The organism is Asanoa hainanensis (assembly GCF_900188485.1).
Classification (GTDB): Bacteria; Actinomycetota; Actinomycetes; order Mycobacteriales; family Micromonosporaceae; genus Asanoa; species Asanoa hainanensis.
On the sequence record NZ_FZPH01000004.1, the window covers coordinates 61224 to 84100 of the forward strand.

Annotated in this window: 23 protein-coding genes; 10 read left to right on the forward strand and 13 right to left on the reverse strand. The window is 72.9% G+C overall.

The annotated features are described in order from the left end of the window. The first annotated feature begins 2 nt into the window (after nt 1-2). Complete coding sequence (locus tag CHC05_RS11335; RefSeq protein ID WP_089247684.1) at nt 3-1943, forward strand: fumarate reductase/succinate dehydrogenase flavoprotein subunit; 1941 nt, start codon at nt 3-5, stop codon at nt 1941-1943. Continuing rightward, nucleotides 1940-2686, forward strand: coding sequence for a succinate dehydrogenase/fumarate reductase iron-sulfur subunit (locus tag CHC05_RS11340; protein WP_089247686.1), 747 nt, complete (start codon nt 1940-1942; stop codon nt 2684-2686). Before CHC05_RS11335 ends, CHC05_RS11340 begins: the two co-directional genes overlap by 4 nt. A 4-nt stretch (nt 2687-2690) precedes the next feature. Here the strand turns inward: CHC05_RS11340 and CHC05_RS11345 are convergent, their stop codons facing one another. Together CHC05_RS11345 and CHC05_RS11350 are read right to left on the reverse strand one after the other, a co-directional pair. Next, entirely contained in the window at nt 2691-3581 is an 891-nt protein-coding gene (locus CHC05_RS11345; RefSeq protein ID WP_089247688.1) for a TIGR03086 family metal-binding protein, read from the reverse strand. Further along, nucleotides 3578-3937, reverse strand: a complete 360-nt coding sequence (locus CHC05_RS11350; protein ID WP_089247690.1) for a cupin domain-containing protein — start codon at nt 3935-3937, stop codon at nt 3578-3580. Before CHC05_RS11350 ends, CHC05_RS11345 begins: the two co-directional genes overlap by 4 nt. Nucleotides 3938-4051: 114 nt before the next feature. Here CHC05_RS11350 and CHC05_RS11355 point away from each other — a divergent pair, with 114 nt between their 5' ends. Beyond that, nucleotides 4052-7138, forward strand: a complete 3087-nt coding sequence (locus tag CHC05_RS11355) for an AAA family ATPase (protein ID WP_179266136.1) — start codon at nt 4052-4054, stop codon at nt 7136-7138. Here the strand turns inward: CHC05_RS11355 and CHC05_RS11360 are convergent. Further along, a complete protein-coding gene (locus CHC05_RS11360; RefSeq protein WP_089247694.1) occupies nt 7106-7585 on the reverse strand; it encodes an SRPBCC family protein in 480 nt (159 codons plus the stop codon). The two genes, CHC05_RS11355 and CHC05_RS11360, sit on opposite strands and share 33 nt — an antisense overlap. Next, nucleotides 7582-7944, reverse strand: a complete 363-nt coding sequence (locus CHC05_RS11365) for a metalloregulator ArsR/SmtB family transcription factor (RefSeq protein WP_089247696.1) — start codon at nt 7942-7944, stop codon at nt 7582-7584. The genes CHC05_RS11360 and CHC05_RS11365 overlap by 4 nt, the downstream gene beginning before the upstream one ends. Before the next feature lie 98 nt (nt 7945-8042). Here CHC05_RS11365 and CHC05_RS11370 point away from each other — a divergent pair, with 98 nt between their 5' ends. After that, entirely contained in the window at nt 8043-8441 is a 399-nt protein-coding gene (locus CHC05_RS11370; RefSeq protein WP_089247698.1) for a carboxymuconolactone decarboxylase family protein, read from the forward strand. Here the strand turns inward: CHC05_RS11370 and add are convergent. Together add and CHC05_RS41410 are read right to left on the reverse strand one after the other, a co-directional pair. Then, entirely contained in the window at nt 8392-9366 is a 975-nt protein-coding gene (gene add / locus CHC05_RS11375) for an adenosine deaminase (RefSeq protein ID WP_089247700.1), read from the reverse strand. The two genes, CHC05_RS11370 and add, sit on opposite strands and share 50 nt — an antisense overlap. Nucleotides 9367-9420: 54 nt before the next feature. Then, nucleotides 9421-9561 carry a hypothetical protein gene (locus CHC05_RS41410; RefSeq protein ID WP_179266134.1) on the reverse strand — a complete coding sequence of 47 codons (141 nt, stop codon included), beginning with the start codon at nt 9559-9561 and terminating at the stop codon, nt 9421-9423. A 111-nt stretch (nt 9562-9672) separates the two neighbouring features. Between CHC05_RS41410 and CHC05_RS11380 the strand changes: the two genes are divergently transcribed. After that, complete coding sequence (locus tag CHC05_RS11380; protein ID WP_089247703.1) at nt 9673-10527, forward strand: aminoglycoside phosphotransferase family protein; 855 nt, start codon at nt 9673-9675, stop codon at nt 10525-10527. Here the strand turns inward: CHC05_RS11380 and CHC05_RS11385 are convergent. Then, nucleotides 10504-10962 (reverse strand): MarR family winged helix-turn-helix transcriptional regulator, encoded by a 459-nt coding sequence (locus tag CHC05_RS11385; RefSeq protein ID WP_089247705.1) that lies wholly within the window; start codon nt 10960-10962, stop codon nt 10504-10506. The genes CHC05_RS11380 and CHC05_RS11385 overlap by 24 nt on opposite strands. A gap of 35 nt (nt 10963-10997) precedes the next feature. After that, on the reverse strand, nt 10998-12209 hold the full coding sequence (locus CHC05_RS11390) for a PP2C family protein-serine/threonine phosphatase (RefSeq protein WP_089247707.1): 1212 nt from the start codon (nt 12207-12209) through the stop codon (nt 10998-11000). 62 nt (nt 12210-12271) lie between these two features. Between CHC05_RS11390 and CHC05_RS11395 the strand changes: the two genes are divergently transcribed. Beyond that, the gene (locus tag CHC05_RS11395; RefSeq protein ID WP_089247709.1) at nt 12272-14902 is read left to right on the forward strand and encodes a Tex family protein; all 2631 of its coding nucleotides are present in this window, start codon (nt 12272-12274) and stop codon (nt 14900-14902) included. 35 nt (nt 14903-14937) lie between these two features. On the opposite strand, the gene CHC05_RS42025 is transcribed toward CHC05_RS11395, so the two are convergent. Next, complete coding sequence (locus CHC05_RS42025) at nt 14938-16362, reverse strand: serine/threonine-protein kinase (RefSeq protein WP_089247711.1); 1425 nt, start codon at nt 16360-16362, stop codon at nt 14938-14940. A 67-nt stretch (nt 16363-16429) separates the two neighbouring features. After that, entirely contained in the window at nt 16430-16699 is a 270-nt protein-coding gene (locus tag CHC05_RS11405; protein WP_089247713.1) for a DUF4235 domain-containing protein, read from the reverse strand. A gap of 199 nt (nt 16700-16898) precedes the next feature. Between CHC05_RS11405 and CHC05_RS11410 the strand changes: the two genes are divergently transcribed. Further along, nucleotides 16899-18506 (forward strand): MFS transporter, encoded by a 1608-nt coding sequence (locus CHC05_RS11410; protein ID WP_089247715.1) that lies wholly within the window; start codon nt 16899-16901, stop codon nt 18504-18506. Nucleotides 18507-18511: 5 nt separating this feature from the next. On the opposite strand, the gene CHC05_RS11415 is transcribed toward CHC05_RS11410, so the two are convergent. Together CHC05_RS11415 and CHC05_RS11420 are read right to left on the reverse strand one after the other, a co-directional pair. Continuing rightward, nucleotides 18512-19450, reverse strand: a complete 939-nt coding sequence (locus tag CHC05_RS11415) for an RNA polymerase subunit sigma-70 (protein WP_089247717.1) — start codon at nt 19448-19450, stop codon at nt 18512-18514. Continuing rightward, nucleotides 19447-19824: an SgcJ/EcaC family oxidoreductase gene (locus CHC05_RS11420; protein ID WP_179266137.1), complete on the reverse strand. Its 378-nt coding sequence runs from the start codon at nt 19822-19824 to the stop codon at nt 19447-19449. The genes CHC05_RS11415 and CHC05_RS11420 overlap by 4 nt, the downstream gene beginning before the upstream one ends. A gap of 95 nt (nt 19825-19919) precedes the next feature. On the opposite strand from CHC05_RS11420, the gene CHC05_RS11425 reads away from it, so the two are divergent. From CHC05_RS11425 to CHC05_RS11435, 3 genes are all read left to right on the forward strand, one after another. Continuing rightward, nucleotides 19920-20546, forward strand: coding sequence for an HhH-GDP family DNA glycosylase (locus CHC05_RS11425; protein WP_089247721.1), 627 nt, complete (start codon nt 19920-19922; stop codon nt 20544-20546). A gap of 65 nt (nt 20547-20611) precedes the next feature. Continuing rightward, entirely contained in the window at nt 20612-21202 is a 591-nt protein-coding gene (locus CHC05_RS11430; protein ID WP_089247723.1) for a TetR/AcrR family transcriptional regulator, read from the forward strand. Nucleotides 21203-21293: 91 nt separating this feature from the next. Then, nucleotides 21294-22043: an SDR family NAD(P)-dependent oxidoreductase gene (locus CHC05_RS11435; RefSeq protein WP_089247725.1), complete on the forward strand. Its 750-nt coding sequence runs from the start codon at nt 21294-21296 to the stop codon at nt 22041-22043. A gap of 2 nt (nt 22044-22045) precedes the next feature. Here the strand turns inward: CHC05_RS11435 and CHC05_RS11440 are convergent, their stop codons facing one another. Beyond that, on the reverse strand, nt 22046-22864 hold the full coding sequence (locus CHC05_RS11440) for an SRPBCC family protein (protein WP_089247727.1): 819 nt from the start codon (nt 22862-22864) through the stop codon (nt 22046-22048). Nucleotides 22865-22877 lie beyond the last annotated feature (13 nt).

Consider the following 22877-nt stretch of genomic DNA (forward strand, 5'->3'; position numbering starts at 1 on the left):
CCATGACGTACCCAGGTGAGTTCTTCGTCGACGGCGACCCGATCGCCGACACCAAGGCGCCGGACGGGCCGCTCGCGGAGCGGTGGACCAAGCGCCGTTCCACCGGCCGCCTGGTCAACCCGGCCAACCGGCGCCGCCTCGACGTGATCGTGGTGGGCAGCGGCCTGGCCGGTGGCTCGGCCGCCGCGACGCTCGGCGAGCTCGGCTACCGGGTGCGCTGCTACTGCTACCAGGACAGCCCGCGGCGGGCGCACTCGATCGCGGCGCAGGGCGGCATCAACGCGGCCAAGAACTACCGCAACGACGGCGACTCGGTCGAGCGGCTGTTCCACGACACCATCAAGGGCGGCGACTTCCGGTCGCGCGAGTCCAACGTCTACCGGCTGGCCGAGGTCTCCGTCGAGATCATCGACCAGTGCGTGGCGCAGGGCGTGCCGTTCGCCCGCGAGTACGGCGGCCTGCTGGACACCCGCTCGTTCGGCGGCGCCCAGGTGTCCCGCACCTTCTACGCCCGCGGCCAGACGGGCCAGCAGCTGCTGCTCGGCGCGTACCAGGCGCTGGAGCGGCAGGTCAACGCCGGCACCGTGCAGATGCACACGCGGCACGAGATGCTCGACCTGATCGTGGTCGACGGCCGCGCCCGCGGCATCGTGGTGCGCGACCTGGAGACCGGCGCGGTCACCGTCGACCTGGCCGACGCGGTGGTGCTGGCCAGCGGCGGCTACGGCAACGTGTTCCACCTGTCGACCAACGCCAAGGGCTGCAACGTCACGGCGAGCTGGCGGGCGCACCGGAAGGGCGCGCTGTTCGCCAACCCGGCGTTCACCCAGATCCACCCGACCTGCATCCCCGTCTCCGGCGACCACCAGTCGAAGCTGACCCTGATGAGCGAGTCGTTGCGCAACGACGGCCGGGTGTGGGTGCCGTCGTCCGCGGGTGACACGCGGTCGCCGGCGGACATCCCCGAGGACGAGCGCGACTACTTCCTCGAACGGCGTTACCCGGCGTACGGAAACCTGGTGCCGCGCGACATCGCGTCCCGGGCGACCAAGGCGGTCTGCGACGACGGCCGCGGCGTGGGTCCCGGGGGTCGGGGCGTCTACCTCGACTTCGCCGACGCCCTCCAGCGGCTGGGCCGTCCGGCGATCGAGGAACGCTACGGCAACCTCTTCGAGATGTACGAGCGGATCACCGGCGACGACCCGTACGTGACGCCGATGCGGATCTATCCCGCCGTGCACTACACAATGGGTGGGCTGTGGGTCGACTACGACCTGAGCTCGACGATCCCGGGCCTGTTCGTGATCGGCGAGGCCAACTTCTCCGACCACGGCGCCAACCGGCTCGGTGCGTCCGCGCTCATGCAGGGGCTCGCCGACGGCTACTTCGTGCTGCCCAACACGATCGGCGCGTACCTGGCCGACGGGCCGTTCCAGAAGCTCACGCCGAAGCACCCTGACGTGGCGGCGGCGCGGAGCGGGGTCACGGACCGGGTGCAGAAGCTGCTCTCGATCGACGGCGACCGCTCGGTGGACTCGTTCCACCGCGAGCTGGGCAAGATCATGTGGGAGTACTGCGGCATGGAGCGCACGGACGCCGGTCTCCGCAAGGCGATCGAGCTGATCCGGTCGCTGCGGGACGAGTTCTGGACGCGGGTCAAGGTGCCGGGCACCGGCGCCGAGCTCAACCAGTCGCTGGAGCGGGCCGGCCGCGTGGCCGACTTCTTCGAGCTCGCCGAGCTGATGTGCATCGACGCGCTGCACCGCGGCGAGTCCTGCGGCGGCCACTTCCGGGCCGAGTCGCAGACGCCGGACGGTGAGGCGATGCGCCAGGACGACGAGTTCTCCTACGTCGCCGCCTGGGAGTTCGCCTCCCCGCCGGTGCTGCACAAGGAACACCTGACCTTCGAGTACGAGACACCCAGCCAGCGGAGCTACTCGTGAAACTGACCCTGCGCATCTGGCGCCAGTCGGACCGCGAGGCTCGCGGCAAGATGGTGTCCTACAAGCTCGACGACGTCTCGGCGGACATGTCGTTCCTCGAGGTGCTCGACGTCCTCAACGAGCAGCTGACCACGGCCGGCGAGGAGCCGGTGGCGTTCGACCACGACTGCCGCGAGGGCATCTGCGGCGCCTGCGGCATGGTCATCAACGGCGTGGCACACGGCCCGCAGAAGCTGACCACGGCCTGCCAGCTCCACATGCGACACTTCAAGGACGGCGACACGATCGACGTCGAGCCGTGGCGCGCGCGGGCCTTCCCGGTGGTCAAGGACCTGGTGGTCGACCGCGGCGCGTTCGACAAGATCATCCAGGCCGGCGGCTACATCTCGGCACCGACGGGCAGCGCCCCCGACGCGCACGCCACCCCGGTGCCGAAGCCGGCCGCCGACGCCGCGTTCGAAGCGGCGGCCTGCATCGGCTGCGGCGCCTGCGTGGCGGCGTGCCCGAACGGCTCGGCGATGCTCTTCACGGCCGCGAAGGTCGCCCACCTGGGCGCCCTCCCCCAGGGCCAGCCGGAACGCGCCTCCCGCGCGGCAGCGATGCTGCACGCCCACGACGAGGCCGACTTCGGCGGCTGCACCAACGCGGGTGAATGCACCGCGGTCTGCCCGAAGGGCATCCCGCTGACCGTGATCGGCTCGCTGAACCACGACATCCTCGGCTCGACGATCCGCGGCCGCTGACGGGTCAGCCTTTGACGTAGGCCAGCTTCTCGGCGACGAGCCCACCCCGGACACGCAACAGGTCCACGCCGCGTACGTGGCCGGCGGGCCAGTCGTACCGCCAGCGCACGACGACCCGGTCGCCGGCCACGATCGTCTCCTCCGTGGTGAAGCGGTGCTCGCCGGCCTCGGCGAAGAACCGTTGCCACGCGGCCCGCACCGCGTCGGCGCCGCTGTGCCGCTCGCCGCCCGGTGGTGCGGTCGACTCGAACACGCAGTCGCCGGTCATCGCGGCCATGACGGCGTTGACGTCCCGGGTGTCGAACGCCGCGCCGAACCGTTCCGCGGCGGCGAGCGCCTCGCTGCGGCCGAACATGGCGAGCAGGAGCTCCTGGGGTTCGGCGTCGGCCGGCACCAGCGGGCGAGGGCCGATCATGCCGTGGACCCGGTACGCGTCCTCCACGGGCGCGAACCAGCGGCTGACCGCGGCGACGAGATCGCTGTCCAGGCGTAGGTTCGTGCCCGCGGCGGTGGCCAGGTCCCAGGCGTGCACCAGGTGGTCGGCGGCGAGCTGGCGCAGGTACTCGTCGACCGGGGTCGGTCCGGCCGACAGTGCCACGACCGCGTCGTCGGCGACGTCGGCGAGCGCCTTTCCGGCGGCCTCCGCCGCGACGGACCACGTCTCGAGCGGCGCGTCACCGAGCAGATCCCCGTCGAACGCGGTGCCGACGCCGGCGATGGTGCGGCCGGCGAGCAGCTCGGCGGCCCAGAGATCCTCACCCACCACGTGGTTGACCAGCGCCCGCACGTCCCAGCCGGCGCATGGGGTCGGGGCCGCCTGGCGGTCGGCTGGCACCGCTCGCAGGACTCCGTCGAAGACCGACACGGCACGCGTGTAGAGCAGCGCGGCGGTCATTTCGCGTAGCCGCTCGCGCCGAACCAATCCACCACGACGACCGGCTCGTCGCCGACCACCCAGGCGTCGTGCCCGGCCGGCAGCGAGGTCACGTCGCCCGGGTGGGCGTCGAACGTGGAGCCGTCCGCCATCGCCACGCGCAGCACGCCCGAGACGTGGTACTGGAAATGCGGCGCCTCGCACAGCGTCGTACCCGCGATCGGCTTGACGTCGTTGGACCAGCGCCATCCCGGGTCGAGCACGAGCCGCCCGATGTCGGCCCCGCCGACGCTCAGCAGCTCGAGTCGTCCGTTCGTGAACGATCGGGTCTCGTCGGGGGTGGTGAACGTACGATGCTCGGTGGTCTGCTCGGACATCGGGGCCCTCCAGGGTGCTTCGTTCGATTCCGTCGGCCCGACGTTAGGAGCGCGCGCTTGCAGCTTGCTGGCGGTTATCTAGCGGCCCCTCCGACCCCCGTGGAGCTGCGGCTGATGGGCCGGTTCTCGGTGCTGTGCGACGGCCGGGAAGTCAGCGAGACGGCGTTCCAGGGCCGGAAGGTCCGTACCCTGCTGCGCGTCCTCGCGACCCGGCAGGGGCGGTTCGTGCCCAACGACGTGCTCGCCGAGGCGGTGTGGACGCAGCGGCCGCCGGCCAGCCCGGCCGCCAACCTGCAGGTGCTGGTCAACCGGGCCCGGCGCGCGATCGGCCGCGCCGAGCTGATCCGCACCGGCCCGGGCGGTTACACCCTGGCGGGACCACCCGAGTGCGTCGTCGACACCGAGGTGCTCCTCGCCGCGCTCGTGGCCGCCGAGCGGCTGGCCGGGTCCGCGGCGCTGGCGGCCTACCGCTCGGCCCTCGCCGGGGTCGCCGAGCCGCTGCCCGAGGAGGCGTACGCCGACTGGGCGCAGCCGTATCGCACGAAGGTGTTCCAGGCCCGCCAGCTCGCCTGGGAACGAGCCGCCTTCCTGGCCGTGGAGCAGGGCGAGCCGGCCCTGGCCGTGCAGTACGCGGCGGAGGCGGCGGCCGCCGAGCCCTTGCGGGAGGCGGCCGCACTGGCGCTCGTGCGGGCCCTGGCCGCCGCCGGCGACCGGGCGGCGGCGCTGGAGGAGTTCGACCGGTACCGGCGCGCCGTCGTCGACGAGCTGGGTATCGAGCCCTCGGCGGCGGCGACGGACGTGCAGCGCATGGTGCTGGCGACCGGCGAGGTCAGCCCCGCGGGGTTCGGGCTCCTGCGCTTCGTCGGGCGCGACGAGGTGGTCGGCGCGATCCTGTCGGGGCTCACCGGCGGCGTGGTGCGGGTCGCGGGGCGGTCCGGGACCGGAAAGTCCCGGGTGCTGGAGGCGGTCGGTGCGGCGGTGCCGGCGATCGACCTGGCCGCGTACTGGGCCGAACGCGACGAGCCTTACTCCCTCGTGCGTACGCTGCTGCGCCGGCTGTTCATCTCGGACCCATCCTCCTGGCAGGCGTTGCCCCGCCGGCTCGGGTCGGCGCTGGCCCACCTGGTGCCCGAGCTCGACGCGCCGCCCACCGCCTTCGACGCCGAGACGCGCAACGCCCTGGTGGCCGAGGCGGCGCGCCGGCTGCTGGACGCCGCTCCGCAGCGGGTCGTCATCGTCGACGACCTGCAGTGGGCGGACCCGAGCAGTCTCGGGTTGCTCGGGTCCCTCGCCGGGCGGCGTGGCGGTCCCGCGTTCGTCGTCGCGTACCGACCGGACGAGCTGACCGCCGACACGAAGCAACTGCTGCGCCGGCTGCCCGGACCGCCGGCAACCAGCCTTGGCGGGCTCACCAGGTCCGCCCTGGCCGAGCTGGTCGACGATCCCGGTCTGGTCGCCGCGCTCGCCGCCGACACCGACCGCACGCCGATGGCGGTGGGCGAGGTGCTCCGGGTGCTGCACGCCGAGGGCCTCGTCCGGATGGATCCGGGCTCCGGTCGCTGGCGGACGGTTGCTTCCGCCCCGCGCGCCTTGGTCGCTTTGGCCGAGCGGGCCCGGCACGTCGGCCGGAACGGGCAGCGGCGGGCCATCGCGGACCGGGCGGCCGCCCACGACGGGCCGGCGGCCACCGCGCTGAGCCTGCTCTCGCTGCTGGGCCGGGAGGCCTCGGCCCGGACCGTGGGAGCGGCGGCCGAGCTCAGCGAGACGGCTGCCCTCGGCGCGCTCGACGAGCTGGCCGCGGCCGGCCTGGCCCGCCTCGGCGAGCACGGCTGGCGCACCACGCACGACATGGTCGGGGAGGTCGTCGTCGCGGACCTGAGCGACGGCACGCGGGCCCGGCTGCACGCCCGGCTCGCCGGCGTGCTCGAGCAAGAGGGTGGCGAGTCCGCCGAGCAGGCCCGGCACTGGCGCGGCGCCGGCGACGGCGCGCGGGCGGCCGAGGCCTGCGCCCGGGCGGCGGCGCGCGCCCTCGACCAGGTCGCCGACGCCGAGGCGGAGCGCCTGGCCGGTGCCGGCCTCGCCGACTGCGCCCCCGACCACCCGGTGCGGGTGCGCCTGCTGGAGGCCCGGGCCCAGGCCCGCCGCCGGCACGGTGACATCGGCGCCGCCCGCGACGACCTCCGCGCCGCACTGGCCGCCTGCTCCGGCGGCCCCCGCCGGGCGACGCTCCTGGCGCAGCTCGCCAGCCTCGACTCCGGCGCCGACGACCTGCGCCGGGCGGCCGAGCTCGCCGAGCTCGCCCTCGTCGAAGCCGGCGACAACGATCCGGCCCGGGCGGCCGCGCTGGAGGTCGCGTCCGTGATCGACATGAACCTCGACCGCCCGGCCCGCGCCGAGACGCGGGCCGCCGAGGCCCTCGCCCGCTACACCCGGGCCGGCGACTCGCGTGGCGCCGCCCGCGTCCTCGACGCCCAGGCCATGGCGCGATTCCTGCACGGCAACATCGCCGCGGCGGTCGACGAGCTCGACCGGGCCGCCCACCTGTTCGAGAGCTCCGGCGACCTCGTGCACGCGGTCACGCCCCGCTCCACCTGCGGGCATGGCCGGGTCCTGCTGGACCGGGCGGCCGAGGGCCTCGCCGACACCGAGCGCGCACTCGACGTGGCCCGCACCCTCGGCCACCCGGAAGGCGAGACCTACGCACTGTGGCACCGCGCCGAGGCCTCGGCCGCACTCGGCCGGTCCGCACCGGCCCTGACCGACGGCCGCGCGGCGCTGGCCATCGCGCAGCGGCTGGGGCACCGCGGCTGGACGGCCACGGCCTGGCGGGCGATCGGCATCGCCCAGCAGAGCGCCGGTGACCTGCCCGCCGCACTGGAGGCGTTCCGCGAGTCCCTGCGCCTGTCGACCAACCTGGACCTGTTCGGCTGCTGGGCGGCGGCCCGGGCCGCCCTGGTCTGCGTCGCGCTCGGCCGACTCGACGAAGCGGCGCCCCTGGTCGCCCAGGCCCGCGCGGCTGGGCCGGCGCTGGGCCAGCACGAGGCGCGGTGGGCAGCGGCGGCGCTCGCCGTGGCCAGGGGTGACGCGCGCGCCGCGGAGGTGGTCAGCGAGGCCACGCAGGCGGCCAGGGCAGCGGACGCCCGGATCTACCTGCCCCCGCTTGCCGAACTAGCGCTGCGCTTCGAAATGGGCCTTCATTGACGGGTGGTAGTCGTCGAACGTCGGTAGTGGGCGGTCCTCGCGGGCGGCCACCAGGGCGTCCAGATAGAACTCCCAGCCCGGCCCGATGTCGCCGACGCCGGCCGTGTCGGTCAGGCGCTGTGTGAAGCGCAGTTCGGTCACGCCGTCGGCCTCCGCCAGCACCAGGTCGAGGTGCCAGTCGCCGTGCTCGTCGACCGCGGAGACGGCCAAGCGGCGCTCCGGCTCGCACGCGTCGATCCGGAAGTCCATCCAGGGCTGGGTTTCCTCCTGGACGAGCTGGACCTGGATCGTGGCCCCCGGCGCCGCGTCACCCTTCCACGGGCCGAACCAGCGGGCCGTGCGGTCGGGGTCGGTCAGGCTCGCCCACACGTCCGCCGCGGGTGCGCGGAACGTGCGGGTGAGCACGAGGTCGTTGCCGAACAGTCGTCCCGTCGGTGTCGGGCTCATGCGGTCTTCTCCTCGGATCGGTCGGGGCCGGCGGCCGTGCGCCGCTCGCGCCGGGTGCGGTAGACCTCGGTCTCCAGCGCGTCGAACCGGTGCTGCCAGGCGGACGGCCGGGTCAGCTCGGCCAGCCACCCCATCAGCTCCTCGATCGGCGCGGTGACCAGCGCGTAGACGCGATGCCGTCCGTCGGCCGCGTCGCTGACCAGGCCGGCCTCGCGCAGCACGCGGAGGTGGCGGCTGACGGCCGGGCGGCTGATCGCGAACCGGTCGGCGATCTGGCCGGCCGTGAGCGGGCCGTCCCGGAGCATCAGCAGGATCTCCCGCCGCACCCGGTCGGCGACCGCCCCCGCCACCTCGTCCACGCCGGAAGCGTAACACGTCGGTTACGCGTCAGCCGGGCCGGCCGTGGGCCCGGACACGTTTTGACCTAGAGCGCACTCCAGCTCCTAGCGTTGGTCGCATGAGTGAAGCGCAACAGGACCGGTTCGAGCAGGGGATGCGGGTGCTCGAGGCGGTCAACGGGGAGACCGGCACGAAGGTCATCGAGTCCCTCGCCGATATCGCACCGGAGCTCGGCGAGCAGGTCGTCGCCTGGGCGTACGGGGACATCTATGCCCGGCCCGGACTCCCGCCGCGGGACCGCCAGCTCGTCACGCTCGGCATGCTCACCGCGCTCGGTGGTGTCGAGGCGCAGCTCGACGTGCACGTGCGTGCCGCGCTCAACGTCGGGCTGACGCCGCAGGAGATCGTGGAGGCGTTCCTGCACTCGGCGGTCTACTGCGGCTTCCCCCGGGCGCTCAACGCCGTCTTCACGGCCAAGAAGGTGTTCGCGGAGCGCGGTCTGCTGCCGCTGACCTGAGCCGGGCCTTCGTCGCGGGGTCGGCGAACGACGCGTCCACCGACGCGCGCGCCAGCTCGTGGAGATCCGCGCCGAACACCTCCGCCGCGGCGGCGTACTCGTCGCGCAGCGTGGTGTGGATCATCTCCGGGATGTCGGTGTTGAGGGTGACCGTCAGGCCCGCTGCGCGCAGTCGGGGCAACGGATGCTCCGCGTACGACGGTACGAAGCCCAGGGCGACGTTGGAGCTCGGGCAGACCTCGAGCGGGATGCCGCGCTCGCGCACCTCGGCGGTCAGGTCCGGGTCGTCGAGGACCCGAATGCCGTGGCCCAGGCGCTCGGTCAGGCCGACGTCGAGCGCCTCGCGGATGCTGGCGGCGCCGGCCGCCTCACCGGCGTGGTGCACGATGTGCAGGCCGGCCTCGCGGGCCTCGGCGAAGACGGCGGCGAACGGCGCGGCCGGGTGGTCCTCGTCGCCGGCCAGCCCCACGGCGACCACGCGGTCGTGCTTGCGGGCCAGGTCGAGGGTCCGCCAGGCCCGCTCGACCGAGCGGCGGCGCGAGGTGTCGAGGATGACGTTCCAGTCGAGGCCATAGCGCTCGCCGCCCTCCGCGAGCCCGTCGAGCACCGCCGCGAGCGGCATGCCAAGGTCGCCGAGCCGCTCGCCGTGCGCGGCCGCGGTGAACGAGACCTCGACGTAGCCGACCCCCTGGGCGACCTGGTCAGCACAGAACTCGACGGCGACCCGGTGGAAGTGCTCTGGCCGCCGCAGGCAGTCGCGTACGAGCTGGTTCTGGTCGAAGAAGTCGCTGAACGAGGTGAAGCGGTGCTCCCCGCCGCGCAGGTGGTCGGGAAAGTCGGGCCCGGCGATCTCGGCCAGCGTCGACCACCGCACCGCACTCTCCAGGTGCACGTGCAGGTGCGCGACGGGCGGCAACTCGGTCATGGCCCGCGAAGACTAGCTCCGCCTATCGCGTCGCCGCCCGCGATTTTCCGCGCGTCAGCGGCCCCGGCTGCGCAGCTTGTTGGCCAGTTGCTGGAGTCGGCGCTGGTTTTCGGGCTTGTTGAGCTGGGTGCGGCCCTGTTGCACGAGCCGTTGCCCACGTGGGCTTCTGAGGAAGTCGCGAATCTTGTCTGCCATCGACGCCATGGTTCATTGTCCCCGATGTCCGGGCTTGCCGCACCGGCCTGAGTTGCCGTGTTGGTGCTAAACCGCTTGCGGAGCCGTCGGTCGCACCGCGAGCATCGGGCGGTGATCATCGACGTCGCGTTGGTTCGCCGGCTTGTCGCCGAGCAGTTTCCGCACTGGGCCGACCTGCCGGTGCGGCCCGTCGCGGTCGGTGGCAACGACAACCGCACCTTCCACCTCGGCGACGCGATGAGCGTGCGGCTGCCCAGCGCCGAGGGCTACGTCGCCGGTGTCGAGAAGGAACAGCGCTGGCTGCCGGTCCTCGCGCCGCACCTGCCCGTGCCGATCCCGGCTCCGCTCGCGCAGGGGCGGCCCGGCGCCGGCTACCCGTGGCCGTGGTCGGTCAACCGCTGGCTCGACGGCACAACCGCCGCCCACGACACCGTCGCGGACCAGACGGAGTTCGCGGTCGACCTCGCCGGGTTCCTGACCGCACTCCAGGGTGTCGACACCGGTGGCGAGCCCGCGGCCGGCCGGCACAGCTTCTGGCGCGGCGCCACGCTCGCGCATTACGACGACGAGACCCGCAAGGCGATCGCGGCCCTGGACGGCCGGATCGACGCCGCCGCCGCGACCGCCGAGTGGGACGCGGCGTTGGGCGCGCACTGGCAGGGGAACCCCGTCTGGTTCCACGGCGACGTCGCGGCTGGCAACATCCTGGTCCGCGACGGGCGCCTGGCCGCCGTCATCGACTTCGGCACCTCCGGGGTCGGCGACCCGGCCTGCGACCTGGTCATCGCCTGGACGTTCCTGGACGCCCCGGCGCGCGACGCCTTCCGCAAGGCGCTCAACGTTGACGACGCGACCTGGCAACGCGGCCGTGGCTGGGCCCTCTGGAAGGCGCTGATCACGTTCGACAGCGGTAAAGACAGCCCACGACAGGTCGAAACCCTGCTAGGCGGTACGCGGCTCCGCTGACTCCGCCTGCACCTGGGCCGCCGCGTGGCCGAACGCCAGCAGCGCCACCAGCAGGTCGTGCTGGGCCCGGTGCGGCATGCGGTCGAGCACCGAGCGCACCGCCTGGGCCCGCCGTTCGCGTAGCTCGCGGAGCACCGCCGCGCCGGCCGCAGTCAACACGAGGCGGACCTCGCGCCGGTCGCGCTCGTCGGCCGCCCGGCGCAGCAGGCCGACCGCCTCCAACCGGTCGCACAGCCGGCTGGCGGACGACGGGACCACGTCCAGCAACTCGGCCAGCCGGTTGACGTTGGTGTCCGGGCGCACGTTGATGATCGAGAGGACCCGGACCTGGGTCGGCGAGACCGGCGACTCCTGGCGCGTGCGGGCCGCCTCGAGCACGCTGACCAGCGCCTCCGAAGCGGCCTCTATGGAACTGGCCAGGTTCGCGCGGTCCATTCCGTCGCCTCTCGCCCAGTCGTGAAAACTGTGACTTACCCGGACGCCGCCTCCACCATGCGCCTTCGACCGATGTGATCCACAGTGCCTTCCGTCCCGTCCACGGGATGCTTGCGGTCCAGGCAGACCATCACCGCGTCGTCTTCGAGCTCGATGTCCCCGTGGTACGCGCGCAGGGCCAGCATCACCGCGCTGATCGCCTGTGCCGGCGGGTGGACCCGGGCCGACCGGATCGCCGCCACCAGCCGCTGTTCGCCGTAGGTCGGACCGCCGCCCGGCGCCGCGTCGTGCACGCCGTCGCTCACCACGAACAACCGGTCCCCGGCGGCCAGGTCGAAGGTCTGCACCCCGTACCGCGTCTCCTCGAACATGCCCAACGGCAACTGCTGGTCGAGCACCACGGGCGCCACCGCCGAGCCACGGACCCGCCACGCCTTGGGCGATCCGGTGTCGATCGCGCGCACCCGGCCGGTGCCGCCGTCGTACTCCAGCAGCAGCACGTCCACCGGGCGCGCGCCGCGATGCGCCGCGAAGACCGTGTCCGAGGCGAGCTCCGCCTGCTCGACGAGCGTGCCACCGGAGCGCCGGGCGTTGCGCATCGCGTTGACGGCCAACGAGGTCAGCGCCGACGCGGCGAGCCCGGTGCCGTGCCCGTTGACCACCGTCACCGTCAACCGGCCCTCGTTGACCGCCCAGTCGAAGTTGTCGCCGGACGTCCGGTACGCGGGTTCGAGCTGACCGGCGAGCACGTACCCGTGATCACTCACACAGCGCCCGGGCAGCAGCTCCCACTGCATCTCCGCGGCCATCGACAGGCGCTGCCGGCGGCGGGTCAGCCGGTAGCGGTCGGTGTCCCGGTCCGCGGCGCGCAACGCGACGGCGAGCTCGTCGGCGGCCGCGCGGCAGTGCCGCACCGTGGCATCGGACGGCGCGGCCGGGAAGTCGGCGACGAGGATGCCCAACCGCTCACCCCAGACGGTCAACGGCACATACAGGCGTACGCCCGGCGTCTCCGGCACGTCCTCGACGCGGTGTTCCTGCCGCGCGTAGCAGCGCGCGGCGATGTTCTGCTCGGCCAGCAGGCCCTGCGTCGGGTCGTCGGGCCGCAGCACCGGCCAGAGCCCCGCGATCCGGTAGTCGGCCAGCAGCACGTCGGCGCGCAGGCCGCCCAGCTCCGACCGGACATGGTGGTCGACCACCTCGACCAGTGCGTCGGGCGCGACGTCGCGCAGTCGCTCGGCCAGCATGGCGTACCTCCCTCGGTGTGGCTTCTACCCACTGGCCACGGGAAACGAACCGGTCCGGCAGAATGCCGGACGTGACCGACCAGATCCAGGCAGCAGCTCCGTCCGTCTCCGCCCGCATCGCCGAGGAGTTGGGGGTACGCGAGACGCAGGTCGTCTCCGCCGTCGACCTGCTCGACGGCGGCGCGACGGTGCCGTTCGTGGCCCGCTACCGCAAGGAGGCCACCGGCGGGCTCGACGACACCCAGCTGCGCACCCTCGAAGAGCGGCTGCGCTACCTGCGTGAGCTCGACGAACGCCGGGCGGCGATCCTCGAGTCGATCCGCTCGCAGGGCAAGCTGGACCCCGAGCTCGAGGCGCAGATCGTGGCGGCCGACTCGAAGGCCCGCCTGGAGGACATCTACCTGCCGTTCAAGCCCAAGCGCCGCACCAAGGCCCAGATCGCCCGCGAGGCCGGCCTGGAGCCGCTGGCCGACCTGCTGTTCGGCGACCCGACGCAGGACCCGACCGGTGCGGCTGCTTCGTACGTCGACGCGGAGAAGGGTGTCGCCGACGCGGCGGCCGCGCTGGACGGCGCCCGGTCGATCCTGGTCGAGCGGTTCGCGGAGGACGCCGACCTGATCGGTGGGCTGCGCGAGCAGGTCTGGGAGCGCGGCCGGATGCGGGGCAAGGTCAAGGACGGCAAGGAGGAGGCGGGCGCGAAGTTCAGCGACTACTTCGACTTCGCCGAGCCGCTGACCACGCTGCCGTCGCACCGGATCCTCGCGCTGTTCCGCGGCGAGAAGGAGGAGATCCTCGACCTCATCCTGGAGCCGTCCGCCGAGGAGGCCGACGCGGTCGCGGCCGGCACGCTGACCACCGGGCCGGTGTACTACGAGCAGCGGATCGCGGGCCACTTCGGGATCGCCGACCACGGCCGGGCGGCTGACCGCTGGCTGCTCGACACGGTCCGCTGGGCCTGGCGCACGCGGATCGTCGTACACCTGGACATGTCCCTGCGGATGCGGTTGTTCCAGGCGGCCGAGGACGAAGCGGTCCGCGTGTTCGCGGCCAACCTGCGCGACCTGCTGCTCGCCGCACCCGCCGGCACCCGCGCCACGATGGGCCTCGACCCGGGCTTCCGCACCGGCGTGAAGGTCGCGGTCGTCTCGGCGACGGGCAAGGTGCTGGCCACCGACACGATCTACCCGCACGTGCCGGCCAACAAGTGGTCCGCGGCGCTGACGACGCTGGCCGCGCTGGCGAAGCAGCACGACGTCGAGCTCGTCGCGATCGGCAACGGCACGGCGTCCCGCGAGACCGACAAGCTGGCCGGTGAGCTGATCGCGGCGAACCCCGACCTCAACCTGACCAAGGTGATGGTGTCGGAGGCGGGGGCTTCGGTCTATTCGGCCTCCGCGTACGCCGCGTCGGAGCTGCCCGGCATGGACGTCTCGCTGCGCGGGGCGGTGTCCATCGCCCGCCGGCTCCAGGACCCGCTGGCCGAGCTGGTGAAGATCGACCCCAAGTCGATCGGGGTCGGGCAGTACCAGCACGACATCTCCGAGGTGAAGCTGTCCCGCTCGCTCGACGCGGTGGTCGAGGACTGCGTCAACGGCGTCGGTGTCGACGTCAACCTGGCGTCCGCACCGCTGCTGTCCCGGGTCTCCGGCATCGGCGAGTCGCTGGCCGCCAACATCGTCGCGCACCGCGAGGCCAACGGGCCGTTCCGCAACCGGACCGCGCTCAAGGAGGTGCCGCGGCTCGGCCCGAAGGCGTTCGAGCAGTGCGCGGGCTTCCTGCGGATCGCCGGTGGCGACGACCCGCTGGACGGGTCGTCGGTGCACCCCGAGGCGTACCCGGTGGTCCGCCGGATCCTGTCCTCGGTGAACATCGAACTGCCCGCGCTGATCGGCAACGGCACCCTGCTGCGCGGGCTGAAGCCCGGCGACTTCGCCGACGCGGTGTTCGGCGTGCCGACCGTCACCGACATCCTGGGCGAGCTGGAGAAGCCGGGCCGCGACCCCCGGCCTGCGTTCAAGACGGCGACCTTCGCCGAGGGCGTAGAGAAGATCGGCGACCTGGCCGCCGGCATGGTGCTCGAAGGCGTCGTGACCAACGTGGCGGCGTTCGGCGCGTTCGTCGACGTCGGCGTGCACCAGGACGGACTCGTGCACGTGTCGGCGATGTCGCGAACGTTCGTCAGCGACCCGCGCGAGGTCGTCAAGCCTGGTGACGTCGTCAAGGTCAAGGTGCTCGACGTCGACGTGCCGCGCAAGCGGATCTCGCTGACGCTGCGGCTGGACGAGGAGAACGGACCCGGAGCGCCACGCGGCGGCGGCCGGGACGGCGGCCGCCCGGGCCAGCAGCGCCAGGGCGCGCGGGACGGCCGCGGTGCCGCTCCGGGCGGCGGCGGCCGGCAAGGCGGCGGCCAGGGCGGTCAAGCTGGCGGTGGCCGGCAGGGCGGCGGTCAGGGCGGTGGCCAGGGTGGCGGTGCCCGGCAGGGCGGTGGCCAGGGCGCCGGCGGGCGGCAAGGCGCTGGCGGTCAAGGTGGCAGCGGCGGTCGCCAGGGCGGCGGCAGCGGTGGCCGGCAGGGTGGCGGCAGCGGTGGCCGGCAGGGTGGCGGCAGCGGTGGCCGGCAGGGTGGCGGCGGTCGGTCGTCCGCGCCGGTCAACAGCGCCATGGAAGACGCGCTGCGCAAGGCCGGGCTGCTCTAGCGGCACGAACAGGCCCGGCGATCGACTCGCCGGGCCTAGCGGTCGGCGTCGGAGCCGAACGGGATCAGCAGCCGGACCAGCTGGCGGCGGGTCAGTTCGTCGACGTGTTCCTTGTTGCGGTCGCGCAGCACCTCGGAGCGCAGGTCACGGGCCTCGTCGGCGATGTCGTCCTCGTCGCCGAAGGTGATCGCGCGCTCGAGGTCGTCGGCGCGCTTGAGGATCCGTTCGACCGCCTTCTCGTCGATCTTGCCCGCGTCGCCCGCGTCCTTCACCGCCGACTTGAACGCGGCCAGGGCGTCGTCGGGGTCGGTCGGCGCGGGTGGCTCGGTCGTCGGCTCGACCACGACGTCGCCCGCCTGCTGCTGAGGGCTGGCGCCGGCCTGGGCCACCGACCCGCCGGGCGGGCCGTCGTTGCCCGGGTTGAGCAGGATCGCCACCACGATGGCCACGACGACCAGGGCGGCGGCGACTCCGCCGACGGCCACCGCTCGCATCGGGCTGCGGGCCGGCCCCGGGTGACGGGCGGGCTCGGGCTCGGGCTCGGCGACCCGGCCGCGCAGCAGGCTCGTCGGCGCCGGCACCACCGCACGGCCCGGCGTCGCCGGGCGGCCCGAGGTCGCCGCGGGCGTCTCGACCGCGTGGGAACGGGTCGGTGCGACCGCATAGGCACCCGCCGACGCGGCGAGCTCACCCAGCACGCGGGAGAGCTCGGCGGCGGAGGGGCGTTGCGCGGGATCGGCGGCCAGGCTGGCCGCGCCGGCCCGGGTCAGGGCCGCGGGCACCCCGGGCAGCACCGGGAACCGGGCCACCCCGCCGGACGACTCCGGGCGGTGGCCGACCAACGCCTCGGCGAGCAGGACGCCCAGGCTGTAGACGTCGCTCGCCGAAGTCGGGTTGGCGCCGGCCAGGCGCTCGGGTGAGCAGTAGCCGACCGTGCCGTAGCGCTCGCCGCTGTCGGCGCTGCCGGCCAGGTCGGCGATGCCGAAGTCGAGGATCTTGACGCCGCTGTGGGTGAGCATCACGTTGCCGGGCTTGACGTCGCAGTGCACGACGTTGGCGGCGTGCGCCGCGGCCAGGCCGGCCGCCACCTGGGCGGCGATCGCGGCGGCGGCGGGCCAGGGCAGCGGGCCGGCCTCCAGGCGCTCGGCCAGGTCGTCACCCTCGACGAGCTCCATCACCAGGTAGGGCGCCAGGACACCGCCGGGGAGGGCGGCCTCGCCGTAGTCGTACACCCGGGTGATGTTGGGGTGGGTCAGGCCCGCGGCCGCGCGGGCCTCGCGGTGGGTGGCGAGCCGGATCGTGGTGTCGCTGCCGACCGACGGGTCGAGCACCTTGACCGCGACGGGGCGGCCGAGCACCGTGTCGTCGGCCCGCCAGACCTCGGCCATGCCGCCCACGCCGATCCGGCCGACCAGCAGGAACCGGTCGTGCAGGCGAAGGCCGGGCGCGAGCGTCGACATGGCGGGTTCATCGTACGGACTGGCTACGACAGGTGCCCTGAGCTCGCGCACTCATGGCACAGAACCGTTACGTCGGCCAGCGCCCGGTCAGCCGCTTGACGCCCGTCGCGCCGCCGCGGTCGACGGCGGCCTTGACCAGGGCGAAGATCGCCCCCTGGAGCGCCGCGGCGGCGAGCACCTCACCCCAGCCGCGCTCCTCGTCGGTCGCGTTGGGCGCGTCGTCGTCGCCCGAGACGCGCTTCCAGACCTGCTTGAACACGAGCCCGGCCAGGCCGCCCGCCGCGATGCCGAGCAACACACCGACCGGCTTGTACGCCACTTTGCCCACGATGCCCATCGCCTCTCTCCTCGGGGGGTGTCGAGGGATTGTGGATCGGCAATGCCCGACGGGCGGGCGCGGCAAACTCCGGCGGTGAGAGCCAGGACACCTCGATAAGTCGCCGGTTGTAGCTGGTGGTGACGAAATCACGTCATAACGTGGAGGTCGAGCCACCCATAAGAGTGATTTTTCCGGTCATTTCGGCCGAGGAAGCCATATGACGTCACAAACTGCTGCGGCACAGCGGTACGACGCGGACCGCGAGTTCGAGCACAAGCACCGCTGGACCATCCTGGTGATCGTTTCGATCGCGCAGCTCATGGTCGTACTCGACGCCACGATCGTCAATATCGCCCTCCCGGCGGCCCAGGACGCCCTGGGCTTCGCCGACAGCGACCGGCAGTGGGTGGTGACCGCGTACGCGCTGGCGTTCGGCTCACTGCTGCTGCTCGGCGGCAAGCTCGGCGACCTGTTCGGCCGAAAACGCATGTTCGTCATCGGTCTCATCGGTTTCGCGGTCGCGTCGGCGGCCGGCGGAGCGTCGACCGACTTCATGGTGCTGGTGATCTCGCGGGCCGCTCAGGGAGCGTTCGGCGCACTGCTCGCCCCGGCCGCGCTCTCGACCATCGCCAACTCGTTCTCGTCACCGGCCGAACGGGGCCGGGCATTCGGCGTGTACGGAGCGGTGGCCGGCGGCGGCGGCGCGGTGGGCCTGCTGCTGGGCGGTGTCCTGACGGAGTACGCGTCCTGGCGCTGGTGCTTCTTCGTGAACCTGGTCTTCGCGGGCATCGCCTGGATCGGCGGCCAGTACTACCTGCGCAACGAGACCTCGAAGACCAAACCGAAGATCGACTGGCTGGGCACCGTCTGCGCCGTCGTGGGCCTGTTCCTGCTGGTGTACGGGTTCTCGAGAGCGGCCTCCGACGGCTGGGGCGACATCGTCACGATCATCAGCCTGGTGGTGTCGGCGCTCCTGCTGCTGGCGTTCGTGCAGATCGAGCGGCGGGTGGGGCAACCGTTGCTGCCCCTGCGCATCGTCAAGGACCGCAGCCGCGGCGGCGCGTACCTGTCGGTGGGTCTGGCCGCGATCGCGATCTTCGGGGTCTTCCTGTTCCTGACCTTCTACCTGCAGCTCACCAAGGGCTACAGCCCCGTGCTGACGGGCGTCGCGTTCCTGCCGATGATCGCCTTCGTGCTGATCGGCTCGACGCTGGCCAACGTCAAGCTGATGCCGATCCTCGGCGCCCGCCTGCTGATCACGGCCGGCATGGCCCTGGCCGCGGTCGGCATGGTGTACCTGTACTTCATCGACTCGACGTCGAACTACTGGGTGCACATCCTGCCGTCGCTGCCGGTCCTGGGATTCGGCTTCGGCCTGATCTTCGCGCCGGCCATCAACACGGCGACGGAACGGGTCAACCGCGAGGACGCGGGCGTGGCGTCGGCCCTGGTCAACACCACGCAACAGGTCGGCGGCTCGATCGGCACGGCCCTGCTGAGCACGATCGCGGCGAGCGTGACCAGCACGTACGCGGCGACCCACGTGGGAGCGGCCGCCGCGGCCGAGGCACCGGTAGCGGGCTACAAGATCGCGTTCCTGGTGTCGGCGGGCATCTTCGCCGCCGGCGCGGTCCTGATCTTCTTCCTGATCCAGGCCCACGCACCGCAACCGTCGGGCGCCCCACCGACCGACGAGGGCGAGGGCGAGGCCGACGCGGGCGTGGCCGGACAGCCGGCGTCGGCCGGCACGGCCGCCCAAGGTGCGGCGCAGGGCGCAGCCGCGCCCGCCGGCCGCGACGCCGACCCGGCACCAGGCACCGCTTGACAAAGTCAGACGGCGAGGGTGGGTGGCAGGGCGAAGATGGCGAAGACCGCTGGGTCGTGGAAGACCACGTTGTGGGAGATCGTGCCGGCTGGCGTCACCGTGAGGATCTGCAGGGTGTGCAGGGTGAAGCCCTCGTCGGTGCGGACGTACGCGGCGAACGCCGGCTGGGTGTTGGCTTCCAGGCGGATCACCCGCCAGCGGTCGCCCCGCATCGCGAACACCCGCCGCAGGAACGCGCAGTACGCGTCCGCGCCCTGGTACCAGAGTGGGACCGGGGGCATCTCCAGGATCGCGTCGGTGGTCAGTAGCCGCACCAGGCCGTCGACATCGGCGATCTCGAAGGCGCGGACGTAGCGGTCGACCGTGTCGCGGACCGTGCTGTCGTCCGGCTCCGCTACCGAGCCCTCCCCCACCTCGGACATCGTCGCCCGCGCGCGCCGCAGGGCGCTGTTGACCGCGGGCACCGACGTGTCCAGCAGGTCCGCCACCTCGGCCGCCGAGAACTCCAGGACCTCGCGTAGGAGCAGCGCCGCTCGCTGCTTGGGTGGCAGCAGCTGGAGCGCGGCGACCAGCGCCAGGCGCAGGCTGCCCTGGCGGGCCACGATGCCGGCCGGGTCGCTTTCGGCCAGGCGGGTGTCCGGAAACGGCTGGAGCCACGGGATCTCGAACGAGGGCGTCAGCGGCGCGTTCGGGTCGTCGCTCGGCGGCACGCCCAGGCCGGACGGCAACGGTCGCCGGGAGCGGCCGGCCAGCGCGGTCAGGCACGCGTTCGTGGCTATCCGGTAGAGCCAGGTGCGCGGCGAGGCGCGCCCGGGGTCATAGCTTTCCCGGGCGCGCCAGGCGCGCAGCATCGTCTCCTGCACCACGTCCTCGGCGTCGTCGACCGACCCGAGCATCCGGTAGCAGTGTGCGAGCAGCTCGCCCCGATGAGACTCGAACGTCATCCAGCCGCCGGGGTGTTCGTGTACGCGGCCACCGCCCAGCCTTCGCCCGATGTGCGGGTCAGCACCCAGGTGGCGATCGCCTCGCTCCCGGGCACCGGCGCGTCGAGGCCGAACGGCACGATCGCGGCGCGACTCACCACCACCGCGGTGTCGCCGAGCACCCGGACGTCCAGCGGCTCGTCGATCGCCCGTGAGCCGCGCAGCGGGCCGGCCCAGGCGGCGGCCATCGACTCGCGGACGGCCTCGCGGCCCTGCCGGAACACACCCGGCATGACGACCGTCACGTCCGGGCGGTAGAGCGCCGCGAACGCGTCGGCGTCGCCCCACGCGGCGTAGACCCGGTCGAACAGCTCGCGAATGTCTTCTTGCATCATCTCTAGCTTCCTCCTCGAAGTGCGGTCGAGGTATGTACCGCGCCGACGGGCGAAACTCATCGGTTAGATCGCCGAGCGTGGGAAATCCGGGAGGCATGACGGACAACGACCGCGTGGAGCGGCTGCTGGACCGGTACGGCGAGACGTACGCGCACCAGGCGGGTATCCGCCTCGCCGACCGGCCGCAGCCGCTCTACCAGCTGCTGGTGCTGACGAAGCTACTCAGCGCCCGGATCTCCGCCACCGTGGCCGTGGCCGCCGCTCGCGAGTTGTTCCAGGCCGGCCTGACCTCGCCGAAGGCGATGCTGGCGGCCGACGAGCACACGCTGTGGCACACGCTGGCCCGGGCGCACTACGTCCGCTACGGCGGCCCGGCCATCAGAGCGCTCAGCGGCGGTGCCCAACTGGTCCTCGACCGGTGGGGCGGCGACCTGCGCCGCATGCACCGGGAGGCGGCCGGCGACCGGGCGGCGCTGCGGGCCGCGCTGACCGAGTTCCCCGGGATCGGCCCGACCGGCGCCGACATCTACCTGCGCGAGGTCCAGGCGGTCTGGCCCGACATCCGCCCGTACCTGGACGAGCGGGTCACCGCCGCCGCGAAGGCCGTCCGCCTGCCCGCCACTCCGGCCAGGCTGGCCAACCTGGTGCCGCCGGACCGCCTGCCGGAGCTCGCCGCCGCCGTCCTGCGTGGCTCCCGCGACAAGGCCCTGACAGCAGCTTGAGCCAGCAGATCGCCGGAACCGGGGTATTTTAGCAATGGCTATAAATCCGGACCCCGGAGGCGATCATGGCAGGCGGACGGCCGCGCGCGTTCGACAGCGAGGCGGCTCTCGACCGGGCGCTGGAGGTGTTCTGGCGCCAGGGCTACGAGGGCACCGCCATCTCCGACCTCACCAAGGCCATGGGCATCAACAACGCCCCCAGCCTCTACAACGCCTTCGGCAACAAGGAGCAGCTGTTCAGCAAGGTGCTCGACCGGTACGCCGACGGGCCCGCCCGCTACATCCGTGAGGCGTTCGACCAGCCCACCGCCAAGGGTGCGGTGGAGGCGCTGCTGCACGGTGCCGCCGACGCGACCACGGACCCCGACCACCCGCGCGGCTGCATCACGGTGCAGGGCGCGCTCGCCTGCTCGCCGGGCGCCCGGACCGCGCGAGAAGAGCTGACGGCGCGGCGGGCGGCCGGTGAGGCGGCCCTGCGCGCGCGGCTGGAGCGAGCGGTCGAGGCCCAAGAGCTCCCGGCCGACGCCGATCTCGAGCGCCTGGCGCGCTACTTCACCACCATCTACCAGGGCATCGCCGTCCAGGCCGCCGGTGGAGCGACCCGGGAGCAGCTGCACCAGATCGTCGACACCGCCATGGCCGCCTGGCCCCGGTAAGGGCCGTCACACACCGTTGACAGCCATCCCGACGCCGGCCTACGTTTTTTAGTGTTCGATATAAAACGCAGGACAGAGGGAGCACCCAACCATGGGGCAGCTTGACGGCAAGACCGCCATCGTGACCGGCGGCACCAGCGGCATCGGCCTGGCCACCGCGGAGCGGTTCGCGGCCGAGGGCGCGCATGTCTACCTCACCGGGCGGCGCCAGGAGGCGCTCGACGCCGCGGTGGCGAAGATCGGCCACCACGCGACCGGCGTCCAGGGTGACGTCGCGGACCTGGCCGACCTGGACCGGCTCTACGCCACGGTGGCCCAGGACGACCGCCGCGTCGACGTGCTCTTCGCCAACGCGGGCGGCGGCGAGTTCGCCACCCTGGAGCAGGTCACCGAGAAGCACTTCGACGAGACGTTCGGCAAGAACACCAAGGGCATGCTGTTCACGGTGCAGAAGGCGTTGCCGTTGCTGAACGACGGCGCCTCGGTCATCCTCCAGTCGTCCAACGCCGGCAGTCTCGGCAACGCGGCGTTCGGCGTCTACGGGGCGTCCAAGGCCGCCGTGCGCTCCTTCGCCCGCACCTGGGCCGCGGAGCTCAAGGAGCGCTCGATCCGGGTCAACGCGGTCAGCCCGGGCACCATCGACACCCCGGGCGTCGACGGCCTCGTCCCGTCGCAGGAAGAGGCCGAACAGCTTAAGTCGTTTATGGCCAGCACGATCCCGATGGGCCGCGTCGGTCGCCCCGACGAGGTGGCGAACGCCGTGCTGTTCCTCGCCAGCGACCAGAGCAGCTTCATCACCGGCATCGAGCTGTTCGTCGACGGCGGCCGCAACCAGATCTAGGTCTAGCCCTTCGCGCGCCGCCAAATGATCGCGCCGATCGTGATGCCCGCGATCACGGCCAACGCGTACGGCAGGACGCGCCGGACCGCCGTGTCGAGGCCGGTGACCGCGAGCAGGTCGACGGGCTCGACCTCGGTCTCGGTGAACGTCACCTGGCGCTCTTCCATGAACGCCTGCTGCTCCTCGGAGTCCAGTTGGCCCGGGAAGGCCCGCTCCGCCGGCGTCGTGCCGTGGAACGCCTCCGGACGGCCCTCCACCCGGCCGTTCGGGGGCGCACCGCCACCGCCCGAGGCACTCGAACCAGCCACCGGGGCCGCGCCGGAAGCGCCCGCGCCGGCCGAGGTGGCGGTCTGGCTGGCGGACACCGTCGCCCCGCCGGCCAGCTTGCCCTGCAGGCAGTCGGTGAACTGGCCGAGCAGGCGGCCGCTCACGTCGGCGATCATGCCGCGGCCGAACTGGGCGATCCGGCCGGTCACGGCCAGGTCGGTGACCACGTGCACGTCCGTCGACGACGGGTCGGCCGACGGGGTCAGCGTCGCGCGGACCGTGGCCTTCGCCGTGCCGCCGCCCCGGGAGTCGCGCCCGGCGGCCTCGACCACCACGGTGCGGTTGGCCTCGTCGCGCTCGACGAACCGGCCCTTGCCCGCGAACGTCATCGAGACCGGGCCGAGCTTCACCTTGACCGTGCCGTCGAAGTTGTCGCCGTCCTGGCCGGTCAGCGCCGCACCGGGCATGCACGGCACCACCGTGTCGAGGTCGAGCAGGACCTCCCAGGCGCGCTCGACGGGTGCCGCGACGGTGAACTCGTGTTCCAGCTCCATTGAAAGGGTCTCC

Excerpts from the sequence above, each read along its gene's own strand:
- CHC05_RS11335 (WP_089247684.1), top strand. The coding sequence starts at position 3 with ATGACGTACCCAGGTGAGTTCTTCGTCGACGGCGACCCGATCGCCGAC.
- CHC05_RS11345 (WP_089247688.1), bottom strand. The coding sequence starts at position 3,581 with ATGACCGCCGCGCTGCTCTACACGCGTGCCGTGTCGGTCTTCGACGGA.
- CHC05_RS11350 (WP_089247690.1), bottom strand. The coding sequence starts at position 3,937 with ATGTCCGAGCAGACCACCGAGCATCGTACGTTCACCACCCCCGACGAG.
- CHC05_RS11355 (WP_179266136.1), top strand. The coding sequence starts at position 4,052 with ATGGGCCGGTTCTCGGTGCTGTGCGACGGCCGGGAAGTCAGCGAGACG.
- CHC05_RS11360 (WP_089247694.1), bottom strand. The coding sequence starts at position 7,585 with ATGAGCCCGACACCGACGGGACGACTGTTCGGCAACGACCTCGTGCTC.
- CHC05_RS11370 (WP_089247698.1), top strand. The coding sequence starts at position 8,043 with ATGAGTGAAGCGCAACAGGACCGGTTCGAGCAGGGGATGCGGGTGCTC.
- add (WP_089247700.1), bottom strand. The coding sequence starts at position 9,366 with ATGACCGAGTTGCCGCCCGTCGCGCACCTGCACGTGCACCTGGAGAGT.
- CHC05_RS41410 (WP_179266134.1), bottom strand. The coding sequence starts at position 9,561 with ATGGCAGACAAGATTCGCGACTTCCTCAGAAGCCCACGTGGGCAACGG.
- CHC05_RS11385 (WP_089247705.1), bottom strand. The coding sequence starts at position 10,962 with ATGGACCGCGCGAACCTGGCCAGTTCCATAGAGGCCGCTTCGGAGGCG.
- CHC05_RS11390 (WP_089247707.1), bottom strand. The coding sequence starts at position 12,209 with ATGCTGGCCGAGCGACTGCGCGACGTCGCGCCCGACGCACTGGTCGAG.
- CHC05_RS11395 (WP_089247709.1), top strand. The coding sequence starts at position 12,272 with ATGCCGGACGTGACCGACCAGATCCAGGCAGCAGCTCCGTCCGTCTCC.
- CHC05_RS42025 (WP_089247711.1), bottom strand. The coding sequence starts at position 16,362 with ATGTCGACGCTCGCGCCCGGCCTTCGCCTGCACGACCGGTTCCTGCTG.
- CHC05_RS11405 (WP_089247713.1), bottom strand. The coding sequence starts at position 16,699 with ATGGGCATCGTGGGCAAAGTGGCGTACAAGCCGGTCGGTGTGTTGCTC.
- CHC05_RS11410 (WP_089247715.1), top strand. The coding sequence starts at position 16,899 with ATGACGTCACAAACTGCTGCGGCACAGCGGTACGACGCGGACCGCGAG.
- CHC05_RS11415 (WP_089247717.1), bottom strand. The coding sequence starts at position 19,450 with ATGACGTTCGAGTCTCATCGGGGCGAGCTGCTCGCACACTGCTACCGG.
- CHC05_RS11420 (WP_179266137.1), bottom strand. The coding sequence starts at position 19,824 with ATGATGCAAGAAGACATTCGCGAGCTGTTCGACCGGGTCTACGCCGCG.
- CHC05_RS11425 (WP_089247721.1), top strand. The coding sequence starts at position 19,920 with ATGACGGACAACGACCGCGTGGAGCGGCTGCTGGACCGGTACGGCGAG.
- CHC05_RS11430 (WP_089247723.1), top strand. The coding sequence starts at position 20,612 with ATGGCAGGCGGACGGCCGCGCGCGTTCGACAGCGAGGCGGCTCTCGAC.
- CHC05_RS11435 (WP_089247725.1), top strand. The coding sequence starts at position 21,294 with ATGGGGCAGCTTGACGGCAAGACCGCCATCGTGACCGGCGGCACCAGC.
- CHC05_RS11440 (WP_089247727.1), bottom strand. The coding sequence starts at position 22,864 with ATGGAGCTGGAACACGAGTTCACCGTCGCGGCACCCGTCGAGCGCGCC.